This is a genomic window from Streptomyces sp. NPDC052101 (assembly GCF_040680235.1).
In the GTDB taxonomy this organism is placed as follows: Bacteria; Actinomycetota; Actinomycetes; order Streptomycetales; family Streptomycetaceae; genus Streptomyces.
On sequence record NZ_JBFAWH010000007.1, the window covers coordinates 22743 to 47043 of the forward strand.

Below are 24301 nucleotides of genomic sequence, written 5' to 3' on the forward strand. Positions count from 1 at the left end.
CACCCCGCTGTCGCGACGTGCCGATGGTCTCCGCCACTTACAGGAAGTAGCTGGCGGCCTTCTTGTCGCCGCCCATGTAGTCACCGCCGGCGGCGTGAATGGCGTGGCCGATGGCGCGGAGCGCCTCGTGGATGCCCCGGGCCTCCTTGTCCCACTTGGTCTGCTCCGTGATGTACGCGTGGTGGGCCTCGCCCTCCCACATGCTGGAGACCTGCTGGATCTTGTGCTTGATGGCTTCGAGGCTGGCCTCGACCTTTTCGGCCTGATGGCCGATCTGAGTTGCCATCTCGTCAAGACGGTCGTAGTGAACTTCCGTCACGCCGTCGTGGTTGACGCCCATGATTCCTCCGTTGCTGAGAATGAGAAGTGGTGGTGCCGGCCTGGATCAGTAACCCTTCAGCGCCGAGTGCGAGCCGCCGTAGTCCACGTCGATCTGCTGGACGCTGGCACGGACCTGGTCCTCGGTGCTGTCGTTGATCTTCATGGTGGTGTTCATGGCGTCGATGAACTTCACCAGGATGTTGCCCATGTGCACCATGCGCTCGTTGATCTCGGTCTGCTTGGCGTTGAACGCGCCGGCGCCGATGCCCTTCCAGTGGCCCTCAAGCGTGTCGAGCATGTGCTGGAGGTACTTGAGCTGGTCCTTGGTCTCGTCGAAGCGGTGCAGCAGCTCCTGTTCGAGACCGGCAATACTCTTCTTGGTGATCTTCTGCGTGCCTGTCGCCATTTCCATACCTTTCTGCGTGAACTGGCCTTGCCGGGCGCCGACTTCCGTCACGGACGCCGTCGACAAGCTGACCTCTGCCCATTCGGCGAACGAGCAGCCCTGCGGGTGGTCTCTCAGGCCTTGCGACGCGCCCTCAGCACGCCGAAACCGGCACCTCCGATGACCAGTACGGCCGCTACGGCGCCGATGATCACCCAGGTTGTCGTGTCACTCCCGGAGCCGGAGTCCTTCGCGGCGGCGGAGGTGGGGCCGCTGGTGGAACCGGCGTCCTTTGCGGGCTGGCCGGAAGAAGCCGAGGGGGTGGGGGTGGCCGAAGTGTCATCGTCGCCTACGGAGTTCTCCGCGGCGAGGGGGTCCACGTTGGCCGGGCCGGGATTGATGCTCGGATTGTCGAGAACCTTACGGGGACGCATGACGCCGAAGCCGAGATAAAGGCTCCGCTCACCCTTCGGCCACTTGCGCCCGGCCGTATCGATCAGCACTCGGAGCACCTGGTTGGCGGTCCAGTCGGGGTGTGCGGACCAGACGAGAGCGGCGGAGGCGGAGGCGATGGCGGAGGCGGCGCTGGTGCCCCTGCCGTTGCAGTACTCCTTGAACGTGTTGTCGCACCATCCGGGTACATCGACCCCGGGTGCCGAGAAGTCGACGTACTCGCCGTTCTCTGAAAACTTGGCAACCTTGCCGGACTGGTCCGCAGCAGAGACACCGTTGACGTACGGGTAGAAGGCCGGATACTCGATCTCGTTCTTCTTCAGCCCCGAGTTACCGACGGCGGCGAAGAGGAGTTTCCCTTTGGAGGCGGCGTATTTGATGGCCACTTCCGCATCTGGATCAATATACGCGCCACCGAAGGACATGTTGATGATCTTGGCGTCGCTATCCGCGGCGGCCCTGATCGCTTCGGCTGACGTGGGAGTCTTTTTCTTCTCCTGTTCGTCCTTCAACTGGTTGAGCCCGATGCGATAGGGGATGATCTTTGCTCCAAAGGCCAAGCCCTTTATGCCGTTGCCCGCACCCGTTCCGGCGATCATTTCAGCCATGGATGTGCCATGACCGTCGTAGTCCTGGGTTACGTGGTACGAGACGGAGTTCTGCACCTCATCGACGAGCACCTGCCCTTTCAGCGAGGGTGTGTTCGGATTGACCCCTGTATCGATGACAGCGACCTTCACCCCCTTACCGGTGCTCGTCTTCCACATGTCGTCGGCCTGCATGGCGCCCAGGTACCACTGCTTCGACCGAATGTCCACGGCCGCGGCACCGGGAGCCAGGGACGTGGAGACGACGGTCAACGCGCCCAGCGCGGAGCACACGATGGACAGGCGTCTACCGCCGCGCCCCATCAGGCGCGAATCTGTTGTGCCGCGTCGGCTGGTCCCTGGCTTCATGCCCGCGTAAGTCCTCGCTTGTTCAGTCGCTCTTCTGTGACTCGTCACGCCGCTGCTTCCGCGACGAGCGGTGCTGTTCCTTCTCGGCGGACCTCCCGGGGCGCCCCGTGCGACCGTCCTGGCCTTGTCGTTCGCCCACCGCACCCCGGCCCAGCCCGGTCCTACCGACGCCGCTCTCGGAGTTCTTGAGTGTCGAGCCGCCAGTGTTCCGGGGCGCGCCAATCGCACCCTCGGGATTACTTGCCGAACGCAACACCGACTGGCCCGTGTCGGGATCCGCCTTCGCCGTGGGCGCACCGACAACTCCCCGCTGCCCGAGAGCGCCCTTCGGCTGCGGCGAGGAGACCGGCTCCTGGGCGCCGATGACCCTACCGCGCGGGACACGGGGGTTGGACTCCGATCCCGGCGTACGGCCCGTGACGGGCTTGCCGCCCACGACGCCGTTGCGCGCCGCGCTGATGGGGCCGGTGGTTCCAACACGCCCACCAGGCGTGTTGGCCGTCCTCGGCGTTCCACCGGTGATGGCACGGCCCAGAGGGGAGCGCCTAGGTTGTTGAGTGGCCCCGCGGACAGCCGACTCACCGGCCGAAGTCGGCGTACGTCCGATGGCGCGAGCAGCCTGCCCCATCGGCCCCTGCGGCACACGGCCGCCGGTAGCGGTACGCCCCGCCTGCCCCTCGGGCTCCTCCGGCACTCGCCCACTTGCGGTGCCCGAAGGTCCGGTCCGGCCAGTGCGTCCCTGCGGCGAAATCGGAAGCCGACTGGTTGACGGTCCATAGCCGGGAGAACGCCCGACGGGCGGGGGCGTTGGAGGTACCACGGGCCCCGTGGCCACCGGAGGTGTCGGCTGCCCGCCTCCGCCAGCGGTCGGAAGGGTGGGCGTGGGCCCTCCGTGCGGTGCGGTGGTGTGCTGCGGAGGCAGGGTGCCGACGGTGTCGATCTTCGTGCCAACAGGGTGGTTCGGATCAGTGACCGGCTGGTGCACCTCTTTCACAGGTGCCGCATGCCCAGGCATGTGCGGGTCAGTCGACACCGCCACCTGATGAGGGGCCGGCACCGTGGGCTGCCCAGTGACACGTTGATCCGAACCGTAGTGGCTCATTTCGTCCCCAGAGCGGCCCCAGTACGTTGTCGGCCTCGGCACCACCCCCACAGGCGGCATCGCCTTGTACGGCTGCGGTCCCTCCTCCCCCTTCAGGGCGCCCGCCGACACCGCGTAGTAAGAGGCCAGCTTGTTCATCTGGTTGATGGCCTCTTGCCGGTTCTTCTCGGCGGTCTTGGCGACCACGTAGTCCGGGTTGCTGTCGACCTGCTTGGCCTTGGGCAACTCGGTGGGCAACTTCCGGTCGGCCCTGGGCCGGGGGTCACGCTGCCGCGGCATCGTCTTGCTCACGGTGGCCAGGCCCATTCCCGCCGCGGAGATCTGCTTGGCCGTGTGGTTGGCGAACGTCGCCAGCTCATCGCTCCAGTCGGCCAGGCCCTTGCCCCAGGCATGGAAGTCGGTGGCGGCCTTTCCCTCCCAGTCGACGGCGGCGAGGTGCGCTCTCAGTTCCGTGGCCGCGTCGGAGATGGCCTTGTGGGCGTCCCACAGCGCTTTGCTGGTCAGCTCCAGGTGCTCGGGCTGGGCTTGCTCGACGAGGTCGATCATGTCGTTGAGATCGTGGTGCTCGAAGTCGGTCGAGCCGAACGCATTGACACGCATGGCAGGGCCGAACGGGAAGCCCCCCAGCATGAACTCCACAGCATCGACCGCACCGTCCTGCTGGCCCGCCTGCTCCACGCCGGACTTGTACTGCGGCTGTTGCTGCCAGTTGTCGTCGCCCATCAGTAATCACCCTCGGTCGACTTGTTGGTCTTCGGCGCCGGATTCGACTTGTGAGCCTGCTCCTTCGCCTCCGCCTGCTGGTGCTCCTTGTCGAGTTCTGACTGAATCGCCCAGAAGCGCTCGCGCACCTCTTCTTCGACGTTGTCGTACCCGACGTCGGCCGCCTGTACCGCGAGATTCAGCGCCTCGATGTGCAGGCCAAGCGACTTCGACAGGTGGATGAGGCGATCATGCACGTGCTGGTACCGTCCGTGCAGGTCAGCCGCCTCATTGAACTGAATCTCCGTGCCACTGAACGACGCCCGGCCGATGGCGTGCTGAGCGATGGTGGACGACGCACCCGGTGAGCCGTCAAAAGTACTCAACGCATTGTTCACGCGCTTCTGAAAGATCTTCAGAGCCTCAAGACCGCGCCTCAGATCCGAGCCGCCACCGTCACTCACCGCGACCCCTTCCCCGTTTCCCCGTTCGTACAGCTCTCAAGGGACCGGGCAGCGGGCAGCCATACCCCCGGATCCCACGCTGACCACTGTAGTCACTGGGCATTTCGCGGCCAACTGAACTCTGCGACGGTTCAGTTGCAAAGCTGTCCCGAAGTGACCGGCTCGGGAGCTGCCCAAGACCGACAAGGCGGCCAATAGAGACAGATCCATCCCCGTATCTGCGCAGCAATTTCACATGTGTCCAGCACTCCCGGCTCCGCACGCCGTCGGGGCGGGGTCTTTGCACCCACAAAACCAACCCTCCCCTCACGCCCGGCCCTGCAGCGTTCGGCGTCTGCGGCGGGCGTCGCGGAGGGCTACCGCGGTTCCGCCGAGGCCTGCCACCAGTACGGCGGCGCCGACGGCCACGTAGGTGGCGATGCGGGCCGTGCGTTCCTGGGGGGTTTCGCCGAGGGTGAGCCTGGCGGGGGTCGGGGCCTCCGCATGGGTCAGGCCCGCGTCGGGGTGGGGGGTTTCGACCGGGTGGTCGTCCTCCGTGAGGGCGCGGACCGGGTCGACCACGCCCCAACCCACCAGGCGGTCATGGCCGTTGATCGACCGCTCTGCCGTCTGCTCGATCTGGGCCACGACCTCCTGGGCCGTCCAGCGGGGGTGCTTGGCCTTGATCAGCGCGGCCACGCCGGCGACGTAGGGCGCGGAGAAGCTGGTGCCGCTGTCGGAGCAGTGGCCGCCCTTGGGCACCGTCGAGACCATGTCGACGCCCGGGGCGGCGACTCCGACCCAGCTCCCGGACTGGGAGAAGACCGCGCGTTCGTTGTTGCGGTCGGAGGCGGCGACCGCGAGGACGCCGGCGTAGGAGGCAGGGTAGGTCCGCTTGTCGTTGCCGTCCAGGCCGTCGTTGCCCGCCGACGCGACCACGACGATCCCCCGGTTCAGGGCCTCGCCGATCGCGTTCTGCAGCTTGTCTCCCGGTGCCACGGCGTTCGTCGTGTCCTGGGAGATGTTGATGACCTGGGCCTTGACGTCGATCGCGTGCTGGATCGCCTGGGCCAGGGTGTCGGAGGTGCCGTGGCCCTCGGCGTCGTTCTGCTTGATCGGGATGATCGTGGCCTCGGGGGCGAGGCCGACGAAGCCGGTGCCCTTCATGGGGCGGGCGGCGATGATGCCGGCCACGCGCGTGCCGTGGCCGACCGTGTCGGTGGTGCCGTCGTTCTTGCCGATGTCGATCTTCTGGCCCTTGCTGTCCTTCGTGGGAAGGTAGTTCGCGCCCAGGGACGCGTCCACCGCGTTCGCCAGCTGCGGGTTGGCCGTGTCCACGCCCGTGTCGATCACGGCCACCCGCGCACCCCTGCCCTTCGACTGGCTCCACAGTTCGTCGAGGTTGACGCGCTGCAGGGCCCAAGGGGTGCCGGCGTACTTGTGGTTCGTCCTGGAGAACGTGCACTGGTCGGACCCGGTGTCGGCCGCGGCCACGGGGGCGGTCAGCAGCGTGGCGGTGATGACCAGCGTCGCCGCCATGGTCGTACGGGTGCGCAGTGTGGACCGCATCGGCGTACCCCTCACGAACCCTGCGGCTGGCGCGCGGCGGCCGTCGACAGGCGCGGGCCCGTCGGCAGGAACTGCGACCAGGCGGCGGGGACGGGGGTCGGATTCAGGTCGGCGTAGCCGAGGCGGGTCTGCGCCAGCTTGGCCTCCTGCTGGAGATCCTTGCGCTGCTTGGGCGTGATACCGATGCCCTTGTCGTCGGTGGCACTGTCGTCGTTGGACTGCAGGGCGTAGCGCAGGCCCGTGTCGGTGACCAGGAAGACCGGGCCCACGTTGGTCCCGGTGCCCTGGAACTCGCGGTAGAGCTGGCCGGAGCCCGCGGTGACGTAGGCGCTGGAGGAGCCGGTGGCCAGAACCGCGGGGAAGTCCTGGCCCGCCCAGGTGGTCAGGGTGGTCTGGCCGCTGTCGGGGTCGACATGGCCGAGGACGTTGCAGATCGTGTTGCGGCTGCCGTCGGCGGTGGAGGCGTCGTTGACCGCGGTGGGCCTCTGCGTCGGCCAGTTGTACCCGTCGGCGAACGGCTTGCCCCGGCTGATGGCGCCGGCGCTGACCTCGCGGGGGTGCCCGGCCTGGCCGAGCTTGACCAGGTCCCTGCTGGCCAGCAGCAGCTGGGCGACGAAGTCGGAGATGGGCGCGGCCCGGCCGGGCAGCACCACGAAGTACTGCTCCTGGCCGTTGACCGGCGCCCTGAGGACCATGCCGACCCGGTTGGCGTCGCCCAGCTGGCCGGGTGCGTTCGCGGCCGTGCCCGGGTTGCTGATCGTCGGGAAGCTGATCGGGTCGCCCTGGTGCAGGGTGTCGATCCACTCCTTGGTCACCTGCTGCGGCTTGCGGTCCGCGCCCACGAGGGTCTCCAGCAGGAGGGAGTTGGACGCGTCCACCGGGTACGCCGTGCCGTGCGCGTCGACCACGTACTGCTTCTTGTCCGTCGGCGTGGTGACGTAGAGGAGTTCACCGCCGCGCACCTTCTCCGGCCCCTCGGTCTTCTTCTGGTCGCGCTTGGCCAGGACGAACGCGGCCTTCTGGATGGAGCTGCCGCTGCCGCTCGGGCGTTCGCACACGGCCCAGGTCTTGTCCGCGCCGGCCTCCGAGGAGGACGGCAGGCGATCGGGGGCGTACGGGATGCCGATGGTGACGCCGTGCGGGATCTTGCCGTTGTCGAGGATCGACTCGTCGACGGTGACGACGTTGACATCGCTCTGGGTGTCGAGGACGAGCTTGGCGGAGGCCATGTTCAGGACGGGGTGGAGCTGGACCTTGCCCTTGGTCTTCAGCACCACGTACCGGGTGGTGGACTTGCTGGCGATGATCACCTCCTGCCCGGGTTTGTCCCAGCCCTGCGGGGCCGTCGGCTTGAACATGCCCCAGGCACCGAAGGCGGCGAGGACGACCGCGCCGACGACGGCGCCCGGCAGGATGGCACGCAGCGGCCGGGGCGCCCCTTCGTCGGAGGCATCCGGTGACGACTGCACGAACGACGCGAGCATGCGGCGCTTCGCGAAGGTGTAGGCGTTGAGTTGGTCCCGCCGAGATGCCATCTGTGCCTGTTTCTCCCCGTGTCTCACGCGGAGCGCGCCTGGGGACTACGCTCCCCCGCCCTCCGTTGTCGGACCCGGCCCCTACTATGCCTGGTACGGAGCGGGTCTCGTGGAGCGGGTAGGGTACCTGGGCCCTCAAGGGCCTTGTTCAGTGGCCTGATTCCAGCGAGTCGTGAGCAAATCGGGGGGATGACGTGATGGCTTCCGGAACGCGGACGCGGGCGCGCGGCCGGTCGGCGGCGCGAGGTCGCGCGGCCGGGTCCGCGGCGCCGCCACGCGGATCCTCCGCCCAGCGCGGTGCCGTACAGCAGCCGGTCACGCTCGGCCTCAGGCCCCGGCCGGGCCGTGCCGGTTCGTTCCGTTTGCAACGACTCATGCTGGTGGAGCTGGCGGCGGCCGCGCTGGTCGTCGGCCTCGCCATCGGGATGGCGGCGCTGGTGCCCGCCGCGGTCGTGGCCGTGGCGCTGGTCCTGCTGGCCTTCGTACGACGGCGGGGCCGGTCCCTGCCCGAGTGGCTCGCCACCGCACGGGAGTTGCGGGCGCGCCAGAAGCGGGCCGCGAGCACCCCCATACCACCGGGTACGGAACCGGGGCTGGTCCCCGCCGTGGAGTGTGAGCCCGCCCTGCGGACGTACTCGTACGGCCCGCGTGACCGGCGTCCGGTCGGCGTCGTCGGGGACGGCACGTTCGTCACGGCCGTGCTCCAGGTGGAGGCGGACGCGACGGCGCTGCGGGCCGAGCGCAGCCGGCAGCCGCTGCCGGTCGCGCTGGTGCGCGACGCGCTGGAGGTGGACGGGATCCGGCTGGAGTCCGCGCAGATCGTGCTGCACACCCAGCCCGCGCCCGCGCTGCATCTGCCCCAGCAGTCCGTCGCCGTCGCCAACTACCTTCCGCTGCAGGAGCAGACGGGCGCCCCCGCGGTGCGCATCACCTGGATCGCGCTGAAGCTCGACCCCGAGCTGTGCGCGGAGGCCGTGGCCGCGCGCGGTGGCGGGCTGCTCGGCGCACAGAAGTGCGTCGCGCGGACCGCGGACCATCTGGCGAGCCGGCTGACCGGCGCCGGGTTCCGCGCGCGGGTGCTCGACGAGGAGGAGCTGGTCGCCGCGCTCGCCACCTCGGCCTGCGCCAACCCGCTGGTCACCGCCGAGGCGGGGCGCAGCGAGACCCGGGAGCGGCGCACGGAGGAGTCCGGCCGCAGCTGGCGCTGCGACAACCGGCGGCATACGACGTACTGGGTCCGGCGCTGGCCCCAACTGGGCGGCGACCGGGGCGAGTCACTGCCGCACTTCGTCGCCCGGGTCACGGCGATACCCGCCCTGGCGACCACGTTCAGCCTCACCCTCGCACAGGGCGAGCGGCAGGAGGTGTCCCTGTCCGCGCATCTGCGGGTGACCGGGCGCAGCGACGACGAGCTGGTGGCGGCGCGACGCGCGCTGGAGGGCGCGGCCCGGCAGGCCGGGGCCGGCCTGGCCCGGCTCGACCGCGAGCAGCTGCCCGGCATGCTGGCCACGCTGCCCCTCGGAGGTGCGCGATGACGACGGTTCCGACGACGTCCGCGCCGCCGGGCGCGGATGCCCCGGCGGCGTCCGGGCCGCGCCGGGCGGCCGAGCTGCTGCGGCGCGGACTGGGCCTGATCGGGCCCCGGCACGGCCGGCACGGACTGCCCGTGCAGCAACTGGAGGCGCTCGCCCTGCCCATCGGGGACGACGGCGTGGTGGCCGGCGTCGACTCCGAGGGCCAGCCGGCCGTGCTGGGCATCAACCGGCCGACGCCGTACGACGTCGTGCTGATCGGCGGCCTGTGGACCGCCCAGGTGCTGGCGCTGCGTTCGGCGGCCACAGGCGCCCGGGTCGCCGTGGAGACGGGCCGGCCGCAGGCGTGGATGCAGATGGTGCACGCGATGGGCGGCGGGCAGAACGGTCTGTCCGTGTACGACGTCGGCCGGGTGCCGCCGCAGGGCGCCTCGGCCGGTACGCCCGTGCTGGTGGTCCGGGACTGCGGTATGCGGCCGCCGCGCGGACGTGTGGTGTCCGGGCCCTGGCAGTCGGTGCTTACCCTGCTGCCGTATCTCAGCCCCGTCGCGCCCCGGCTGCTGCGGCAGGCGCGGCTCGCGGGCATCCAGCGGGTCTCCCCGGACGAGGCCGCCGAGCTGGGGCGCACCATGGGACTGTCGCGGACCGAGGTGGAGTCGCTGCCGGCGCTGCCCGACGGCGTCACCCTGTGGTGCACGGATCGTGACCGGCAGTATGTGCTGACCCAACCCACCGATGCCGAGATCGGATTGTTGGGCACACCGCGCCGGATGGACTGAACTGCCCTTACCTGCCCGTTTTGTTCATGGTGTCCCTGTTCCCTGTTCGTCACTTCTCTTCCGATTGCTCCCCGATTCCTCCGCCAAGCCCTGAGGCCGGTGGGGCGGTTCGGGGCGCTCGGGCTCGTACTCAGAGGCGGGCGGGCCTGCCGAGGTACGGCTCGTGGTGATTAGGCTGGGAGAGGGCGCGATGGCACGACCCGTCGACCGGTCGTCGGTGTCCCAGGGGGAGAACCGCCGGATCGGCCTGCCCCGAACGACTACGGACGACTCAGAACGACACGACATGGTCGCCCCGGCACGGCATGAGGGTGCTCGACCACACCAGGAGGAACTGTGAGCAGCGATCGGGACGGGATGCGCGGGGGCTGGGCCACACCCGGCGATGACCAGCCCGACGCGGAGGCCTTCGAGACCACCGGCGAGTTCACCATCGACTACGCTCCCCCCGCCTGGTACACGCAGAACGCGCCCGGCGCGGCCGGCTCCGCCGGTACGGCAGCGGGACCGGGCGGCGCGAGCGGTTTCACCGGGGCGAACAACTCCGGCGACGCGGCCGCGCAGGCGGCTTCCCCGACGCCGCCGCCACCGTTCCCGTCGAACACGCCGGCGCCCGGGCCGACTCCGCAGCCGCCCGCCGCCCACCCCTCCGGCACTCCGCCACAGGGCACTCCGTACGCGCCGCCACAGGGCACTCCGTACGCGCCGCCGCAGGGAACCCCGTACGCGCCGTCGCAGGGAACCCCGTACGCACCGCCGCAAGGCGCTCCGTTCGCGCCGCCGCAAGGCGCCCCCCAGGCACCCCAGCAGGGCGCTCCCTACGCACCCCCGCAGGGCGCTCCTTACGCACCTCCGCAGGGGACCCCGTACGCGCCCCCGCCCCCGCCGGCCCAGGGCGCGCCCTACGCCGCGCCCGTGCCTCCCCCGCCGCCCGCCGGGAACCCCGTGCCGATGCCGCAGTTGCCGGAGGGCTTCGAGCCGCAGCAGTCGCTGCCTGCCCCGCAGGTCCAGCCGGAGGCGCCCGTCGCCCCGGCTCCGGCCCTCGCGGCGGAGCCGGAGACGAGCAACGGGGACCTGGAGAGCGGGGCCACCATGCGGTTCTCCGCCGTGGCCCTGAAGCGCGAGATGGCCGAGATCGCCGAGCGCGCGCGGGAGGCCGCCGCGCAGCAGGCCACGTCGGGCGACGAGGGCTCCGCGGAGGTTTCGGGCACGGCTACGGGCACGAGTACGGGTGCGACTACGGCTGCGGGTACGGCCACGGCCGATCAACCGGCCGTCGGCTCCGCCGGTGCCGAAGGTGACGTGTCCGAGGAGGCCGCGCCGACTGTCTCCGACGAGGGTGCCGGGGAGCCGGTCGGCGAGGAGTCCAGGGACTTCGTCGTCGCGGCGGACGCGCCCGCGCTCGATGGCGCTGCCGCGGAAGCAGCCGAGGCTTCTGGTGCCGATGGGGACGAGCACCGGGGCGAAGCCGAGGCTGAGGGCACGGCCGAGGGCGAGCCCCAGACCGAGGCCCAGGCCGAGACGCAGGCCGAGACGCAGGCCGGCGAAGAGGGCGGCGGCGAGGGTGGCGCCGGTGGCGAGGCCGGGGTGACGGCCGACGCCCCCGAGGGTTCCGCCGACGGCACCGAGTCCGGCAACGCCTGGTCCTACGGCGCCAAGTCCGACGGTGCCGAGTCCGGCGACGCCCCGTCCGATGTCATCGGGTCCGCCGCCTCGGAGCCTGCCGACGCCGTTGCCGCGGAGGCCGGGGCCCAGGACAGCGTGTCCCAGCCGGGCACGCCGGAGGACGGCACCCAGGCGCACGGCAGCGAGCCGAACGGCACGGCGCAGGCCGGCGCGCCCCAGGACGCCATAGCGCCCGCGCCTCAGGACGCCCCACCCGCCGTGCCGCCCACGCCGCAGGACGCCCAGCCCGCTGTACCGACCGCGCCCCAAGACGCCCCACCCGCCGTACCGCCCGCGCCCCAGGATGCCCAGCCCGCCTGGGCGCCGCCGCCCGCGCCGCAGAGCGGGCTGCCTCCGCTGCCGCCCTCCTACCAGCCCGCGGCGCCCGCCCCGGCGGCCCAGTGGCCCGGCCAGCCCGCCGCGCCGCAGCAGCCCGGCCCGATGCCCGGTCAGCCGCAGCCGGCGGCCGCGCAGGGACCCGGTGGCATGCCCGGACAGCAGCCGCCGTTCCAGCCGCAGGCCCCGCAGCCCGCGCCCGCCGCCTGGAACCAGCAGCCGAACCAGCCGAACCAGCCGAACCAGCCCGGCGTGCCCATGGCACCGCCGCCGCCCGGTCAGCCGACGGCACCGGCCGCGGGACCCGGGCCGCAGCCGAACCCGGCGGGTCCCGCCGCCGCGGGTGGTTACGGGTTCCCGCAGCCTCCCGCGCCGCAGCAGCCCAACCCCAACGGACCGACCCCGCCCGGCGGTTACGGCTTCCCACAGCCCGGCAACCCCAATGCCCAGCCCCAGCCGGGTGGTTACGGCTTCCCGCACCCGCCCGCGCCCCCGCAGCCCAACCCCAACGGGCCCACCCCGCCCGGCGGTTACGGCTTCCCGCAGCCGCAGCACAACCCGCAGGGACCCGACGGTGCGCCGGCGGCCGAGGGTCAGCAGGCCCCGCAGACGCCTCAGGCCCAGCAGGCCCCGCAGATGCCACAGGCACCCCAGGCCCCGCAGGCGCCGGTCGATCCGCGGTCCGGGGCCGCGTGGCCGCAGCCCATCCAGCACGACCAGCGGCAGATGACCAACCCCGGTGCCGCGCCGCTCGGTTACACCGCCGCGGTGGAGCTGTCCTCGGACCGGCTGCTCAACAACAAGAAGCAGAAGGCGAAGAGCACGCGGCCCACGGCGGCCGGCGGCCGGTTCAAGATCGGTGGCAAGAAGGAGGAGGCCGAGCGGCAGCGCAGGCTGGAGCTGATCCGCACGCCGGTGCTGTCCTGCTACCGGATCGCGGTCATCAGCCTCAAGGGCGGCGTGGGCAAGACCACCACGACCACCGCGCTCGGCTCCACCCTCGCCACCGAGCGGCAGGACAAGATCCTCGCGATCGACGCCAACCCCGACGCCGGTACGCTCGGGCGGCGCGTGCGGCGGGAGACGGGTGCCACCATCCGTGACCTCGTCCAGGCGATCCCGTACCTGAACTCCTACATGGACATCCGGCGGTTCACCTCGCAGGCGGCCTCCGGTCTGGAGATCATCGCCAACGACGTGGACCCGGCCGTCTCGACCACGTTCAACGACGAGGACTACCGGCGCGCGATCGACGTGCTCGGGCGGCAGTACCCGATCATCCTGACCGACTCCGGCACCGGCCTGCTGTACAGCGCCATGCGTGGCGTGCTCGACCTCGCCGACCAGCTGATCATCATCTCCACGCCGTCCGTGGACGGCGCGAGCAGCGCCAGTACGACGCTGGACTGGCTGTCCGCGCACGGGTACGCCGACCTGGTCTCCCGGTCCCTCACCGTGATCTCCGGGGTCCGGGAGACCGGCAAGATGATCAAGGTCGAGGACATCGTGTCCCACTTCGAGACGCGAACCCGCGGGGTCGTGGTCGTGCCCTTCGACGAGCATCTCGCCGCCGGTGCCGAGGTCGACCTCGACATGATGCGGCCGCGGACCCGCGAGGCGTACTTCAACCTCGCCACGCTGGTCGCCGAGGACTTCATCCGTCACCAGCAGGCACAAGGCCTGTGGACCAGCGACGGCAACCCTCCCCCGGTGGCCGCCCCGCCGATGCCGGGCCAGGCCATGCCCGGCCAGCCGACACCGGGTCAGCCGGCGCCCGGCCAGCCCATGCCCGGCCAGCCGTACCCCCAGGCCCCCGGTCAGGAGCTGTACACCGGGCCGCAGCAGCCCTATCCGGCACAGCCGGGACAGCCCGGTCAGCCGCCGTACCCGCAGGCCCCGGGACAGCCCTACCCGCCGCAGGCTCCCGCTCCCGCTCCGGCTCCGGCTCCGGCTCCGGCTCCAGCTCCGGCTCCAGCTCCCGGTCAGCCGTACCCGCCCCAGCAGGGCTACCCGCAGCCCCCGCAGGGGCAGCAGCCTCCGCCTCAGCAGTAGGACGGCATGAAGAAGGGCGGCCGGTGCGTCTTCCGCACCGGCCGCCCTTCGTTCTCCGTGTCCCCGCGAAATCCCCGCGAAGCCCTACGCCTCGGCGGCGATGATCTCCCGGCACCGCTTCACATCCGCGGCCATCTGCTCCAGCAGGGCGTCCAGCGAGTCGAACTTCGCCTGGCCACGCACGTACGCGAGGAAGTCGACGGCGACGTGCAGGCCGTACAGGTCGAGGCCGACACGGTCGATGGCGTACGCCTCGACCGTGCGCTCGGTGCCGTCGAACTGCGGGTTCGTGCCGACGGAGATCGCGGCCGGCATGGCCTCGCCGTCGACGTGCAGAAAGCCGGCGTACACGCCGTCGGCGGGGATGGCGGTGTGCGGGAGCGTCTCGACGTTGGCCGTCGGGAAGCCCAGCTCGCGGCCGCGCTGCGCGCCGCGGACGACCACGCCCTCCACGCGGTGCGGGCGGCCCAGGATCTCGCGGGCGCCCTCGACGTCGCCCTCGGCGACCAGGCGGCGGGTCAGGGTCGAGGAGAACGGCAGGCCGCCGCCCGCCTCTCCGGTGACGTACAGGTCGACGACCTCGACCTCGAAGTCGTAGACCTTGCCCTGCTCGGTGAGGAACTCGACGTTGCCGGCGGCCTTGTGGCCGAAGCGGAAGTTCGGGCCCTCCACGACGGCCTTCGCGTGCAACTTGTCCACCAGGACCTTCACCACGAAATCGGCGGGCGAGAGCTTCGAGAACTCGGTGGTGAAGGGGAGGATCAGGACCGCGTCCACGCCCAGGTCCGCCATCAGCTCGGCGCGGCGGTGGTGCGGGGCGAGCAGCGGCGGGTGGCTGCCGGGGCGGACGACCTCGCTGGGGTGCGGGTCGAAGGTGACGACGACGGCCGGGACGCCCAGCTCGCGGGCGCGGTCCACGGCGTGCCTGATGATCAGCTGGTGGCCGCGGTGGACGCCGTCGTAGGAACCGATGGTGACGACGCTGCGCCCCCAGTCCTGGGGGATGTCCTCCAAGCCACGCCAGCGTTGCACTGTGACCGCTCCTCGAACCCGTGTCCATATCGACGCCTAAGACTTGCGCAGGTCTAAGGGTGCCATGCCGGGTGCCCCGGGCCCGCATCGGTATCGGGGCTGTGACCGGGCGCACGTTCGCCGCGACGCACGGCAGCCGTTCACGCCGGTACGCGGACGCCTGCGAGGTTCTCCAGCATGCGGCGGGTGCTGGGGCCCACCACGGCGGCCCAGTCGTCCGGGGTGGCGGCCAGCCAGCGGGCCATCCGGGCGGCGAAGCCGGGCACGTGCCGGCCGAGGTCGACCAGGCCGCGGTCGAAGCGGGAGGCGCCCTCGGGGGTGCGCACGAGGAGCAGGCCGGTGCGGTGGACGAGCCCGCGGACCTCCTCCTCGCCGCCGTCGCCGCGCTCGGCGGCCGCGTGCAGGACGGCGTCCAGCACGGCGGGGTCCCCTTCCCGGGTGAGCAGCAGTTCCAGCAGCTCCCGGCGGAGCGGGCGGCAGGCGGGGGTGCCGGCGGCGGCGAGGACCGTGGCGAGGGCCGCGCGGAGCTGCTCGGGGGCGTCGTCGAGCAGGCCGGTGACCAGGGGCAGCAGCACGGGGCGGGCGGTGGGGCCCTGGGCGAGGCGGCGGTCGACGTGGGCGGCGATGTGCCCGGCGGTGCGCGGGCGCAGCCGTACCGCGTACTGGATCAGGGGGGCGACGCGGCGGGCGAGGGCCGGGGTGGTGACGTCGGTGAGGGTGCGCAGCGCGTCCCTCGCGTCCGGGCCGCGCAGCCGGGCGCGGAAGGCCTCCAGGACCGGTTCGGGGTGGGTGGTCAGGGCCGGTGCCAGGGCGCTCGGCGGGAACTGCGGGTCGCCGTCGGCGAAGTGGCGCAGGGCCGCGGTGAGGTGCCGGTCGCGGGTGTGCGGGTCGCGGACCAGGAGGGCGAGGGCGCCGCCGTGCAGGGTGCAGTCGGCGGGGCGGGCGAGCAGGGCGAGGGCGGCGTAGCGCAGCAGCTCGCGGTCGGCCTCCGAACGGACGTGGGGGGCCGCGCGCAGGCCGAACGTCACGGCCGCGACCCGGCGGGCGGGGCGCTCGTCGTGCGCCCAGCGGTCGACGGCCCGGCAGACGGCCGACGGCTCCTCCTCGGCGAGGGTGGCGAGGAGTTCGTCGGCGCGCCGGTGGGCGCCTGCCACCAGGATCTCGGTGAGGTCGTCCAGCGCGCCGTGCCGGTGGGTGTGCAGCAGCGCCTGCGCCGCGGTCGCGACGGTGGCGTGCGGGGTCGCGGGCAGCGGCCGTTCGTCCTCGAACCAGCACGTCAGCCGTGGCTGTACGACGGCGGGCGCGGCGGCGAGCAACCGGGCGACGGCGTCGAGGTAGCGCCCGCCGGCCGCGTCGGGCGCCTGGTCGGCCAGCACGAGCCGGCGCAGCAGGTCGAGCCGCTCCGTGCCGGAGACCGGCAGCTCGGTCCAGAAACCGGGACCGAACTCGCCCGGTACGGGCCGCTGTGCGCGGCGCCAGCCGACGATGCGGTCGGCGAGCGGCCGCAGCACCTCGGTGTACGGCGTCGCGTCGGGGACCTGGAGCAGGGTGCGGGCGAGCAGCCGGGCGGCCCACCAGGAGCCGGGGTCGCGGTCCAGGGCGTCCGTCAAGTCCCTGAGACGGGCGGCCAGTTGGTGGGTGCCGTGCTGCCGGGCGAGGAGCAGCAGGGCCTGGACGACGGGGCCGACGCGATGGTGCGGCACGGGCGCGGGATCGGGCTCCGTCGAGGCGTGCGGGCGGTGGACCAGGGCCCGCAGGGCCTCGTCGAGGTCGAGGTGCATGCCCTGGATCCAGTCGGCCAGCTCCTCGTGTGCGAACCGGTAGCCGCTTCCGGCCGGGACGAGGAGGCCCTCGGTGAGCACGGCGGACGCCCACCGCGCGCCGCCGCCGATCCGGGCCGGGGCCGTGCCCCACGGGAACAGCGCCTCGAAGGACGCGCGGTCCAGCTCGCCCTGCCCGGGGCACAGGCTGCGCCGGGCGGCCTCGTGCACCTGCCCGGCCACGCGCGCGGCGAGCCGGCGTACGGCCGCGCCGCGCAGGCCGCTCCCGGCGGCGAGCCGGACCGCGATCCGCAGGCACATCAGGTCCAGGTGGGCGGCGAACACCTCGTGCCGGTCGACGGGTGCGGCGGCCGGAGCATCCGGGGCGGCGGCCCGGACCTCGGACAGCAGCCGGAGGGTGAGCGGATGCCGGGCGTCGCGGTCGGTGAGCAGGCCGTCGGGGATGCCGTACCGGGCACGGGCCGTGCGGGCCTCGTCCGCCGTCAGGTCGGGCAGGCGGAGGCAGGGCGGGAGGGGGAGGGCGAGGGAGGTGCGGGGGGTGCGGGAAACGGCCACGGCAGTGGGCGCCCCGGAGGCCGCCCGACCGGCTGGAGCTGCCGAAGCCGCATCGGCTGCGTAAGCGGCGGGAGCGGCGGAAGCCAGGGAGTCCGCCGGGATGTGCAGCAGGTCGGCGGGGAATTCGGCGCCCGCGCGCTCCCAGTACTCCTCCCGGCAGGCCACCACCAGGCGCACCCCGTTCGTACGCAGCCAGGCGGCCGTTTCCCCGGCCCACTCGGGCAGGCGGTGGGCGAGGCCGGCGGGCATCTCCTCGGGGTCGTCGAGGAGCAGCAGCAGCGGGCTGCCGGCCCGCGTGGCGAGACCGGCCAGGCGTTCGAGGCCGAGGTCACCGAGGTCCTCGGGGCGGACGGAGCGGTCGGCGGCGACGATCCGCGCGGCCCGTTCCAGGGTGCGGCGGGCCGCGTCGGCCACGCAGCCGTCGGCGTGCTCCAGGTCGGCGCCGCGCAGCCACAGTGTCGGGGCGGGTCGCTCGCTGCGGGCCCGGCGGGCGGCGAGGGCCGCGAGTTCCGTCGTACGACCGCTGCCCGGGGCGCCGACGAGCCCGAGCACGGCCCGGTCACCGGCCGTGAAGGCTGCCAACTCCCCCGCCACGCCGTCACGTTCGACCGGTTCCACGGCGTCGGCGAGGAAGCCCTGCGGGCCGTTCTGAACGACCGTGGTGTCGGTCAGCCGGAGGATGCCGGCCAGGTTGAGGTCGGCGCCATAGGCGGGCACGGAGGCGGCGTTGCGGGCGAGCAGTTCGGCGAGGGGGCCGTCGGCGGGCCGGAGCGGCGCCGCGAAGCCCGTGTCGCGCTGCGCGGAGTGCAGGGCGGTGCCGAGGACGCCGAGGACCGCGCCGGTCTCCGCGTCGAGCACCGGTCCCCCGGCCGCTCCGCCGCCCAGCCGCAGCGCGTCCCGGCCTGCGGTGCCGATGGCCAGCTCCAGTGCGTCCGGGAGGAGGTGGAAGCGGTCGGTGGCGGTGTACGTCACCTCGGTGGCGGCCAGCACCCGCGCCTCCCGCCAGCAGCCCGCGGGGATCCGTACATAGGTCCCGGCGTCGATCCGCTCCCGCGCGGTCAGCGGCAGCGGGTCCAGACCCAGGCCCTCGCTACGGACCAGGGCCAGGTCGAGGGCGGGCAGCGGGGTGACGGCGTCGGCGCCGACCACGCAGATGAGGTCGCCCGCGGCCTGCAGCACGAGCCGGGGCAGGCCGTCGACGGTCTCGTGGCTGGTGAGCAGGGTGCCCAGGTGATCGACGAGAAAGCCGACGCCCCGGGGGCGGCCGGCGAGGTCCCGGATCTGCACGAGGGCGGGGTCGGGGCGGGTGCCGGTGCCGGTGCTGTCGCGGGGTGCGTGGATACGGGGGCCTGCTGCGGCACCGGACAGGGCTGTGGTGCCGAGGGTGCCGGTGGTGTAGGCGGTGGCTGTGGTGTCGGCGGTGGTGGCCGTGCCGGTGGTGTCGTGGAGGCCGCCTGGGGCCTCGGGGTGGGCGGGGCCAGTGAAGTGAGCGGTGCCGGTGGCGTAACCGGTGCCTGTGATGTGACCGGTGCCGGTGGTGTAGCCGGTCTCGATGGTGTCGCTGTTACCGGTGCCGGTGGTGTCGCTGTTCCCGATGTCCGTACGGTCCCGTGGTGACCGTCGGATGCCGCGCGCCGTCTCCCGCGTGCTGTCCGCCGCCGCCCGGCGACCGCTTGCGGTGCGCGGGCCCCGTCCCGCCATGGCCGTACCTCCCCGCCCGTACCCGCGTTACCCGCGGGCCCTGTCTTGACGGTAGGTGCGTGATGATCGGCGGGACAGATCACCCGGCGAACGCGCCCCCTTCCGCTCCCCCGGTTCACTCCGAGCGCCTGCCCGGACGGGTGAATAGCCGGGGGCCCGTGGATAACCCTAGAGGTGGGGGAACCGAGGGGGGACCGTGGAGCGGCGGCAGGGGCCCACCCCGTGGCCGGCCGCCGCTCCACGGACAGACCGGTCCAGGGGCCCGTGCCGAATGGCTCAGCCGAAGACGGCCAGGCTCTTGGCCTTGCCCTTCTGCTCCTCGACCAGCGCGAGGAAGCGGCCCTCGGGGTCGAACACGGCGACGGCACCGGCGCCCGCGTACTCGTCGGGCATCTCCAGCCGGACACCGTTCAGCAGCAGCCCGGCGCGCCGGGCGTCCACCTGCCAGCGCGGGAACGCGGCCGAGGCGGCCTGCGCGATCGGCATCACGGTCAGCTCCTGCTGGAGCTGGTCCAGCGTCCTCGCCGTATCGATCTTGTACGGACCGACGCGTGTCCGGCGCAGTGCCGTGAGGTGGCCGCCGACGCCGAGGCCGCCGCCCAGGTCGCGGGCGAGGGCGCGGATGTAGGTGCCGGAGGAGCAGACCACGGAGACGATCAGGTCGAGGACCGCGGTGCCGTCGTCGGCGACCGCGTCCCGTACGTCGTACACCGTGAAGGAGGAGACCGTCACCGGCCGGGCCGGGATCTCGAAGTCCTCGCCCTCGCGGGCCCGCTTGTACGACCGCACGCCGTCGATCTTGATGGCGCTGACCTTGGACGGGACCTGCATGATGTTGCCGGTCAGCTTGGCGATGCCGGCGTCGATGGCGTCCCGGGTCACCCTGGACGCGTCGGTGGACGAGGTGATCTCGCCCTCGGCGTCGTCGGTGAGCGTGTTCTGGCCCAGGCGGATGGTGCCCAGGTACTCCTTCTCCGTGAGGGCGAGGTGCCCGAGGAGCTTGGTGGCGCGCTCGACACCGAGGACCAGGACTCCGGTCGCCATCGGGTCGAGGGTGCCTGCGTGGCCGACGCGGCGGGTCCTCGCGATCCCGCGCATCTTGGCGACCACGTCGTGCGAAGTGAAGCCCGACGGCTTGTCGACGATGACGAGGCCGTCGGGCGTGGTGTGCTTCTGGGTCATTCCGCGGCGTCGCCGTCCGTCTCGGTCGTGTCGGCGGCCTCGTCGTCGGCCGGCTTGCGGTACGGGTCCGCGCCGCCCGCGTAGTCGGCGCCCGCGGAGGCCTCGCGGACCTTCGCGTCGGACTGACGTGCCTTGTCGAGGAGGTCCTCGATGGTCCGGGCGGTGTCCGGCAGGGCGTCCGCGACGAAGGCGAGGGTCGGCGTGAACTTCACGCCCGCCGCGCGGCCGACCTCGGAGCGCAGGATGCCCTTGGCGCTCTCCAGGCCCGCTGCGGCGGCCTTCCGCTCCTCGTCGTCGCCGTAGACCGTGTAGAAGACGGTCGCCTCCCGCAGGTCACCCGTGACCCGGGTGTCCGTGATGGTGACGTGCGAGCCGAGCCGCGGGTCCTTGATCCCGCGCTGCAGCTTCTGGGCCACCACCTCCCGGATGAGGTCCGCCAGCCTTTTCGCCCGCGCGTTGTCGGCCACTGGTCCGTCTCCCGTTCTTTCTTCTGCTTGCGTTGGTGTGTTGGGTCTGGTCGTCAGTCGTCTTCGCCGTGGAAGCGCCGCCGTACGGACAGCAGCTCGACCTCGGGGCGGCCGGCGACCAGCCGTTCGCACCGGTCCAGTACGTCGGTGAGGTGCGCCGCGTCGCCGGAGACCATGGCGAGGCCGATGACCGCTCGCCGGTGGAGGTCCATGTGGTCCACCTCGGCCGCGCTCACCGCGTACTTGCGCTGGAGTTCGGCGACGATCGGGCGGACGACGGAGCGCTTCTCCTTCAGCGAGTGAACGTCGCCGAGGAGGAGGTCGAAGGACAGAGTCCCCACGTACATGTTGTGTAGCCGGTTCACCCGCCGGTACGGGATCGATGGCCCCGGGTCCGTGTGGCCGGGGACATCAAGAACGGTACCGCGTACCCGCCGGTGGCTCGACAGGGTTTCCGCGGCACCGTCGGCCGCCGGAACGGCGCGCTGGCCGACGGAGCCGAAGCCCCGCCGGCCAGCGCGAACCGTAGGCCGATTACACCCGCGGCTTCTCCCGCATCTCGTACGTCGCGATGACGTCGTCGACCTTGATGTCGTTGAAGTTTCCGAGGTTGATACCACCCTCGTAGCCTTCGCGGATCTCGGTGACGTCGTCCTTGAAGCGACGCAGGCCCTCGATGTTGAGGTTCTCCGCGACCACCTTGCCGTCGCGGATGAGGCGCGCCTTGGTGTTGCGCTTGACCTCGCCCGAGCGGATGAGGACACCGGCGATGTTGCCCAGCTTGGACGACTTGAAGACCTCGCGGATCTCCGCCGTACCCAGCTCGACCTCTTCGTACTCCGGCTTGAGCATGCCCTTGAGGGCCGCCTCGATCTCCTCGATCGCCTGGTAGATGACCGAGTAGTACCGGACGTCCACGCCCTCGCGCTCGGCCATCTGCGCCGCGCGGCCGGCCGCACGGACGTTGAAGCCGATCACGATGGCGTCGGAGCCCATCGCCAGGTCGATGTCGGACTCCGTGACCGCACCGACGCCGCGGTGCAGGACGCGGATGTCGACCTCTTCGCCGACGTCCAGCTGGAGCAGCGAGGACTCGAGGGCCTCGACGGAACCAGAAGCGTCACCCTTGATGATCAGGTTCAGCTGCTGGACCTCGCCGGCCTTGAGCACCTTGTCCAGGTCCTCCAGCGACACGCGGCGCGTGCGCTTGGCGAAGGCCGCGTTGCGCTCACGGGCGGCACGCTTCTCGGCGATCTGACGGGCCGTACGGTCCTCGTCGACCACCAGGAAGTTGTCACCCGCACCCGGGACGTTGGTCAGGCCCAGGACCTGGACCGGCGTCGACGGGCCGGCCTCGGCGACGTTGTTGCCGTTGTCGTCGAGCATGGCGCGGACGCGGCCGTAGGCGTCGCCCACCACCATCGTGTCGCCGACCCGCAGCGTGCCTCGCTGGACGAGGACCGTCGCCACGGCACCGCGGCCGCGGTCGAGACGGGACTCGATCGAGATGCCCTGCGCGTCCTGGGCCGGGTTGGCCCGCAGGTCGAGCGAGGCGTCGGCCGTGAGGACCACGGCCTCCAGCAGCGAGTCGATGTGCAGACCCTGCTTGGCGGAGATGTCGACGAACATCGTGTCGCCGCCGTACTCCTCGGCCACCAGGCCGTACTCGGTCAGCTGACCGCGCACCTTGGTCGGGTCGGCACCCTCGACGTCGATCTTGTTGACCGCGACCACGATCGGCACGTCGGCCGCCTTGGCGTGGTTGAGCGCCTCGACCGTCTGCGGCATGACGCCGTCGTTGGCCGCGACGACCAGGATCGCGATGTCCGTCGACCGGGCACCACGGGCACGCATGGCGGTGAACGCCTCGTGACCCGGGGTGTCGATGAAGGTGATCGCGCGGTCCTCGTCGTTGACCTGGGTGGAGACCTGGTAGGCACCGATGTGCTGGGTGATGCCGCCGGCCTCGCCCGCGATGACGTTCGTCTTGCGGATGGCGTCGAGCAGTCGCGTCTTACCGTGGTCGACGTGACCCATGACGGTGACGACCGGCGGACGGACCACCAGGTCCTCGTCGTCGCCCTCGTCCTCGCCGAACTCGATGTCGAAGGACTCGAGCAGCTCGCGGTCCTCCTCCTCCGGGCTGACGATCTGAACCGCGTAGTTCATCTCGCCCGCGAGGAGCTGCAGCGTCTCGTCGGAGACGGACTGCGTGGCCGTGACCATCTCGCCGAGGTTCATCATGACCGCGACGAGGGACGCCGGGTTGGCGTTGATCTTCTCCGCGAAGTCGGTGAGCGACGCGCCGCGGGAGAGACGGATGGTCTCGCCGTTGCCGCGCGGCAGCATCACGCCGCCGACGCTCGGGGCCTGCATGGCCTCGTACTCCTGGCGACGCTGCCGCTTCGACTTGCGGCCGCGACGCGCGGGACCACCGGGACGGCCGAAGGCGCCCTGCGTGCCACCGCGGCCACCGGGACCGCCGGGACGACCACCGAAGCCGGGACGGCCACCGCCGCCGGCACCGGGACCGCCGCCGAAGCCGCCGCCACCGCCACCGGGACGACCGGCGAAACCGCCGCCGCCACCCGGACGGGCACCGCCGCCACCACCGGGACGGCCGGCGAAGCCGCCGCCGCCACCGGGACGACCGCCGCCGCCGGGACGACCGGCACCGGCCGGGCCGCGACCGCCGCCACCAGGGCCGGGACGCGGGCCGGCAGCGGGACGCTGCGGCATCATGCCGGGGTTCGGGCGCGGACCGGACGGACCGGGACGCGGACCGCCCTGCGGGCGCGGCATACCGGCGGGCGACGGACGCCCGGAGGGGCCGCCGTGTCCGCCCGGAGCCTGCGGACGCGGACCGCCGCCCTGCTGGCCGGGGGCCTGCGGACGGGGACCGGCGCCGGGGGCACCGGGACCACCCGGACGCGGACCGCCCTGCGGGCGCGGGGCCTGCGGACGGGCCATGCCGGTGGAGCCACCGGAGGTGAAGGGGTTGTTACCCGGACGCGGACCGGCCGGACGACCACCCGGACGCGGGGCCTGGCCACCGGGACGCGGGGCACCCTGGCCCGGACGGGCCTGGCCCTGACCGGGACCACCCGGACGGGCACCGCCGGGCTTCGGAGCACCCGGACGGGCGCCGGGACGCGGACCCTGCGCGGCCGGGGCCTGCGGGGTCTGAGCGGCGGCGGCCGGCGGAGCGGTGAACTCCGGGGCGGCCGGAGCCGGACGCGGCGCGGGCTTCGGACCCGGCACCGGACGCGGGCCCGGAGACGGCGCGGAGGCCGCCGGAGCCGACGGGGCGGCCGGCTGCGGGGCAGCGGGCGCCGCCGGAGCCGTCGGAGGCTTGGGAGCCGCCGGCCTCGGGGCAGCCGGACGTTCCCCCACTGCCTTAAGGGCGTGGGAGGGACCCCCAGCCTGCGCCGGGGAGGGCGCGGCGGGCTTGGGGGCAGCCTTGCGCGGGGCGGGCTTCGCGGACTTGCCGCTGCCACCGCCCTGGAAGGCGTCGGTCAGCTTGCGTACTACGGGCGCTTCGATGGTCGAAGACGCCGAACGGACGAATTCACCGAGCTCCTGGAGCTTGGCCATGACGACCTTGCTCTCAACGCCGAACTCCTTGGCGAGTTCGTAAACCCGGACCTTAGCCACTTCGCTCCTTTGAGGTCCGGGTGAAGCCGGACCGTCGCTAGTTCATGGGCGTACTCATCGCGTACTCATCGAGTGCTCATCGCAATCTCGACCTGCTTT

At 72.3% G+C, this 24301-nt stretch carries 16 protein-coding genes; 3 read left to right on the forward strand and 13 right to left on the reverse strand.

Going from position 1 to position 24301, the window contains the following annotated elements:
• Positions 1-37: 37 nt before the first annotated feature.
• The 7 genes from AB0L75_RS14955 to eccB all read right to left on the reverse strand — a co-directional run bounded on the left by AB0L75_RS14955 (position 38) and on the right by eccB (position 7466).
• On the reverse strand, positions 38-340 hold the full coding sequence (locus tag AB0L75_RS14955) for a WXG100 family type VII secretion target (protein WP_365180696.1): 303 nt from the start codon (positions 338-340) through the stop codon (positions 38-40).
• Positions 341-385: 45 nt separating this feature from the next.
• Positions 386-727 (reverse strand): hypothetical protein, encoded by a 342-nt coding sequence (locus AB0L75_RS14960; protein ID WP_365180699.1) that lies wholly within the window; start codon positions 725-727, stop codon positions 386-388.
• A 113-nt stretch (positions 728-840) separates the two neighbouring features.
• The gene (locus tag AB0L75_RS14965) at positions 841-1941 is read right to left on the reverse strand and encodes a S8 family serine peptidase (protein WP_365181210.1); all 1101 of its coding nucleotides are present in this window, start codon (positions 1939-1941) and stop codon (positions 841-843) included.
• A gap of 196 nt (positions 1942-2137) precedes the next feature.
• Positions 2138-3940, reverse strand: a complete 1803-nt coding sequence (locus AB0L75_RS14970) for a hypothetical protein (protein WP_365180702.1) — start codon at positions 3938-3940, stop codon at positions 2138-2140.
• Positions 3940-4383 carry a hypothetical protein gene (locus AB0L75_RS14975; protein ID WP_365180705.1) on the reverse strand — a complete coding sequence of 148 codons (444 nt, stop codon included), beginning with the start codon at positions 4381-4383 and terminating at the stop codon, positions 3940-3942. The genes AB0L75_RS14970 and AB0L75_RS14975 overlap by 1 nt, the downstream gene beginning before the upstream one ends.
• A gap of 306 nt (positions 4384-4689) precedes the next feature.
• Complete coding sequence (gene mycP, locus AB0L75_RS14980; protein ID WP_365180708.1) at positions 4690-5931, reverse strand: type VII secretion-associated serine protease mycosin; 1242 nt, start codon at positions 5929-5931, stop codon at positions 4690-4692.
• An 11-nt stretch (positions 5932-5942) separates the two neighbouring features.
• A complete protein-coding gene (gene eccB, locus AB0L75_RS14985; protein WP_365180711.1) occupies positions 5943-7466 on the reverse strand; it encodes a type VII secretion protein EccB in 1524 nt (507 codons plus the stop codon).
• A gap of 197 nt (positions 7467-7663) precedes the next feature.
• Between eccB and eccE the strand changes: the two genes are divergently transcribed.
• The 3 genes from eccE to AB0L75_RS15000 all read left to right on the forward strand — a co-directional run bounded on the left by eccE (position 7664) and on the right by AB0L75_RS15000 (position 13830).
• Positions 7664-9001, forward strand: a complete 1338-nt coding sequence (gene eccE, locus AB0L75_RS14990) for a type VII secretion protein EccE (protein ID WP_365180714.1) — start codon at positions 7664-7666, stop codon at positions 8999-9001.
• Positions 8998-9777: a hypothetical protein gene (locus AB0L75_RS14995; protein ID WP_365180717.1), complete on the forward strand. Its 780-nt coding sequence runs from the start codon at positions 8998-9000 to the stop codon at positions 9775-9777. Before eccE ends, AB0L75_RS14995 begins: the two co-directional genes overlap by 4 nt.
• 336 nt (positions 9778-10113) lie before the next feature.
• Positions 10114-13830 (forward strand): SCO5717 family growth-regulating ATPase, encoded by a 3717-nt coding sequence (locus AB0L75_RS15000; RefSeq protein ID WP_365180720.1) that lies wholly within the window; start codon positions 10114-10116, stop codon positions 13828-13830.
• A gap of 84 nt (positions 13831-13914) precedes the next feature.
• Here AB0L75_RS15000 and AB0L75_RS15005 read toward each other — a convergent pair whose 3' ends face one another.
• The 6 genes from AB0L75_RS15005 to infB all read right to left on the reverse strand — a co-directional run bounded on the left by AB0L75_RS15005 (position 13915) and on the right by infB (position 24202).
• Positions 13915-14862, reverse strand: a complete 948-nt coding sequence (locus tag AB0L75_RS15005) for a bifunctional riboflavin kinase/FAD synthetase (protein ID WP_365180723.1) — start codon at positions 14860-14862, stop codon at positions 13915-13917.
• Positions 14863-15002: 140 nt separating this feature from the next.
• Positions 15003-18899 (reverse strand): trypsin-like peptidase domain-containing protein, encoded by a 3897-nt coding sequence (locus AB0L75_RS15010; protein ID WP_365180726.1) that lies wholly within the window; start codon positions 18897-18899, stop codon positions 15003-15005.
• Between the two features lie 276 nt (positions 18900-19175).
• A complete protein-coding gene (gene truB, locus AB0L75_RS15015; RefSeq protein WP_365180728.1) occupies positions 19176-20081 on the reverse strand; it encodes a tRNA pseudouridine(55) synthase TruB in 906 nt (301 codons plus the stop codon).
• Positions 20078-20548 (reverse strand): 30S ribosome-binding factor RbfA, encoded by a 471-nt coding sequence (gene rbfA, locus AB0L75_RS15020; RefSeq protein ID WP_365180731.1) that lies wholly within the window; start codon positions 20546-20548, stop codon positions 20078-20080. The genes truB and rbfA overlap by 4 nt, the downstream gene beginning before the upstream one ends.
• A 53-nt stretch (positions 20549-20601) precedes the next feature.
• Positions 20602-20895 carry a DUF503 domain-containing protein gene (locus AB0L75_RS15025; protein WP_030216812.1) on the reverse strand — a complete coding sequence of 98 codons (294 nt, stop codon included), beginning with the start codon at positions 20893-20895 and terminating at the stop codon, positions 20602-20604.
• A 187-nt stretch (positions 20896-21082) separates the two neighbouring features.
• Positions 21083-24202: a translation initiation factor IF-2 gene (gene infB, locus AB0L75_RS15030; protein ID WP_365180734.1), complete on the reverse strand. Its 3120-nt coding sequence runs from the start codon at positions 24200-24202 to the stop codon at positions 21083-21085.
• Between the last annotated feature and the right edge of the window lie 99 nt (positions 24203-24301).

Bases quoted from the DNA above. Each gene is read 5' to 3' on its own strand.
- AB0L75_RS14955 (WP_365180696.1), bottom strand. From the start codon at position 340: ATGGGCGTCAACCACGACGGCGTGACGGAAGTTCACTACGACCGTCTT.
- AB0L75_RS14960 (WP_365180699.1), bottom strand. From the start codon at position 727: ATGGCGACAGGCACGCAGAAGATCACCAAGAAGAGTATTGCCGGTCTC.
- AB0L75_RS14965 (WP_365181210.1), bottom strand. From the start codon at position 1,941: ATGCAGGCCGACGACATGTGGAAGACGAGCACCGGTAAGGGGGTGAAG.
- AB0L75_RS14970 (WP_365180702.1), bottom strand. From the start codon at position 3,940: ATGGGCGACGACAACTGGCAGCAACAGCCGCAGTACAAGTCCGGCGTG.
- mycP (WP_365180708.1), bottom strand. From the start codon at position 5,931: ATGCGGTCCACACTGCGCACCCGTACGACCATGGCGGCGACGCTGGTC.
- eccB (WP_365180711.1), bottom strand. From the start codon at position 7,466: ATGGCATCTCGGCGGGACCAACTCAACGCCTACACCTTCGCGAAGCGC.
- eccE (WP_365180714.1), top strand. From the start codon at position 7,664: ATGGCTTCCGGAACGCGGACGCGGGCGCGCGGCCGGTCGGCGGCGCGA.
- AB0L75_RS14995 (WP_365180717.1), top strand. From the start codon at position 8,998: ATGACGACGGTTCCGACGACGTCCGCGCCGCCGGGCGCGGATGCCCCG.
- AB0L75_RS15010 (WP_365180726.1), bottom strand. From the start codon at position 18,899: ATGGCGGGACGGGGCCCGCGCACCGCAAGCGGTCGCCGGGCGGCGGCG.
- truB (WP_365180728.1), bottom strand. From the start codon at position 20,081: ATGACCCAGAAGCACACCACGCCCGACGGCCTCGTCATCGTCGACAAG.
- AB0L75_RS15025 (WP_030216812.1), bottom strand. From the start codon at position 20,895: ATGTACGTGGGGACTCTGTCCTTCGACCTCCTCCTCGGCGACGTTCAC.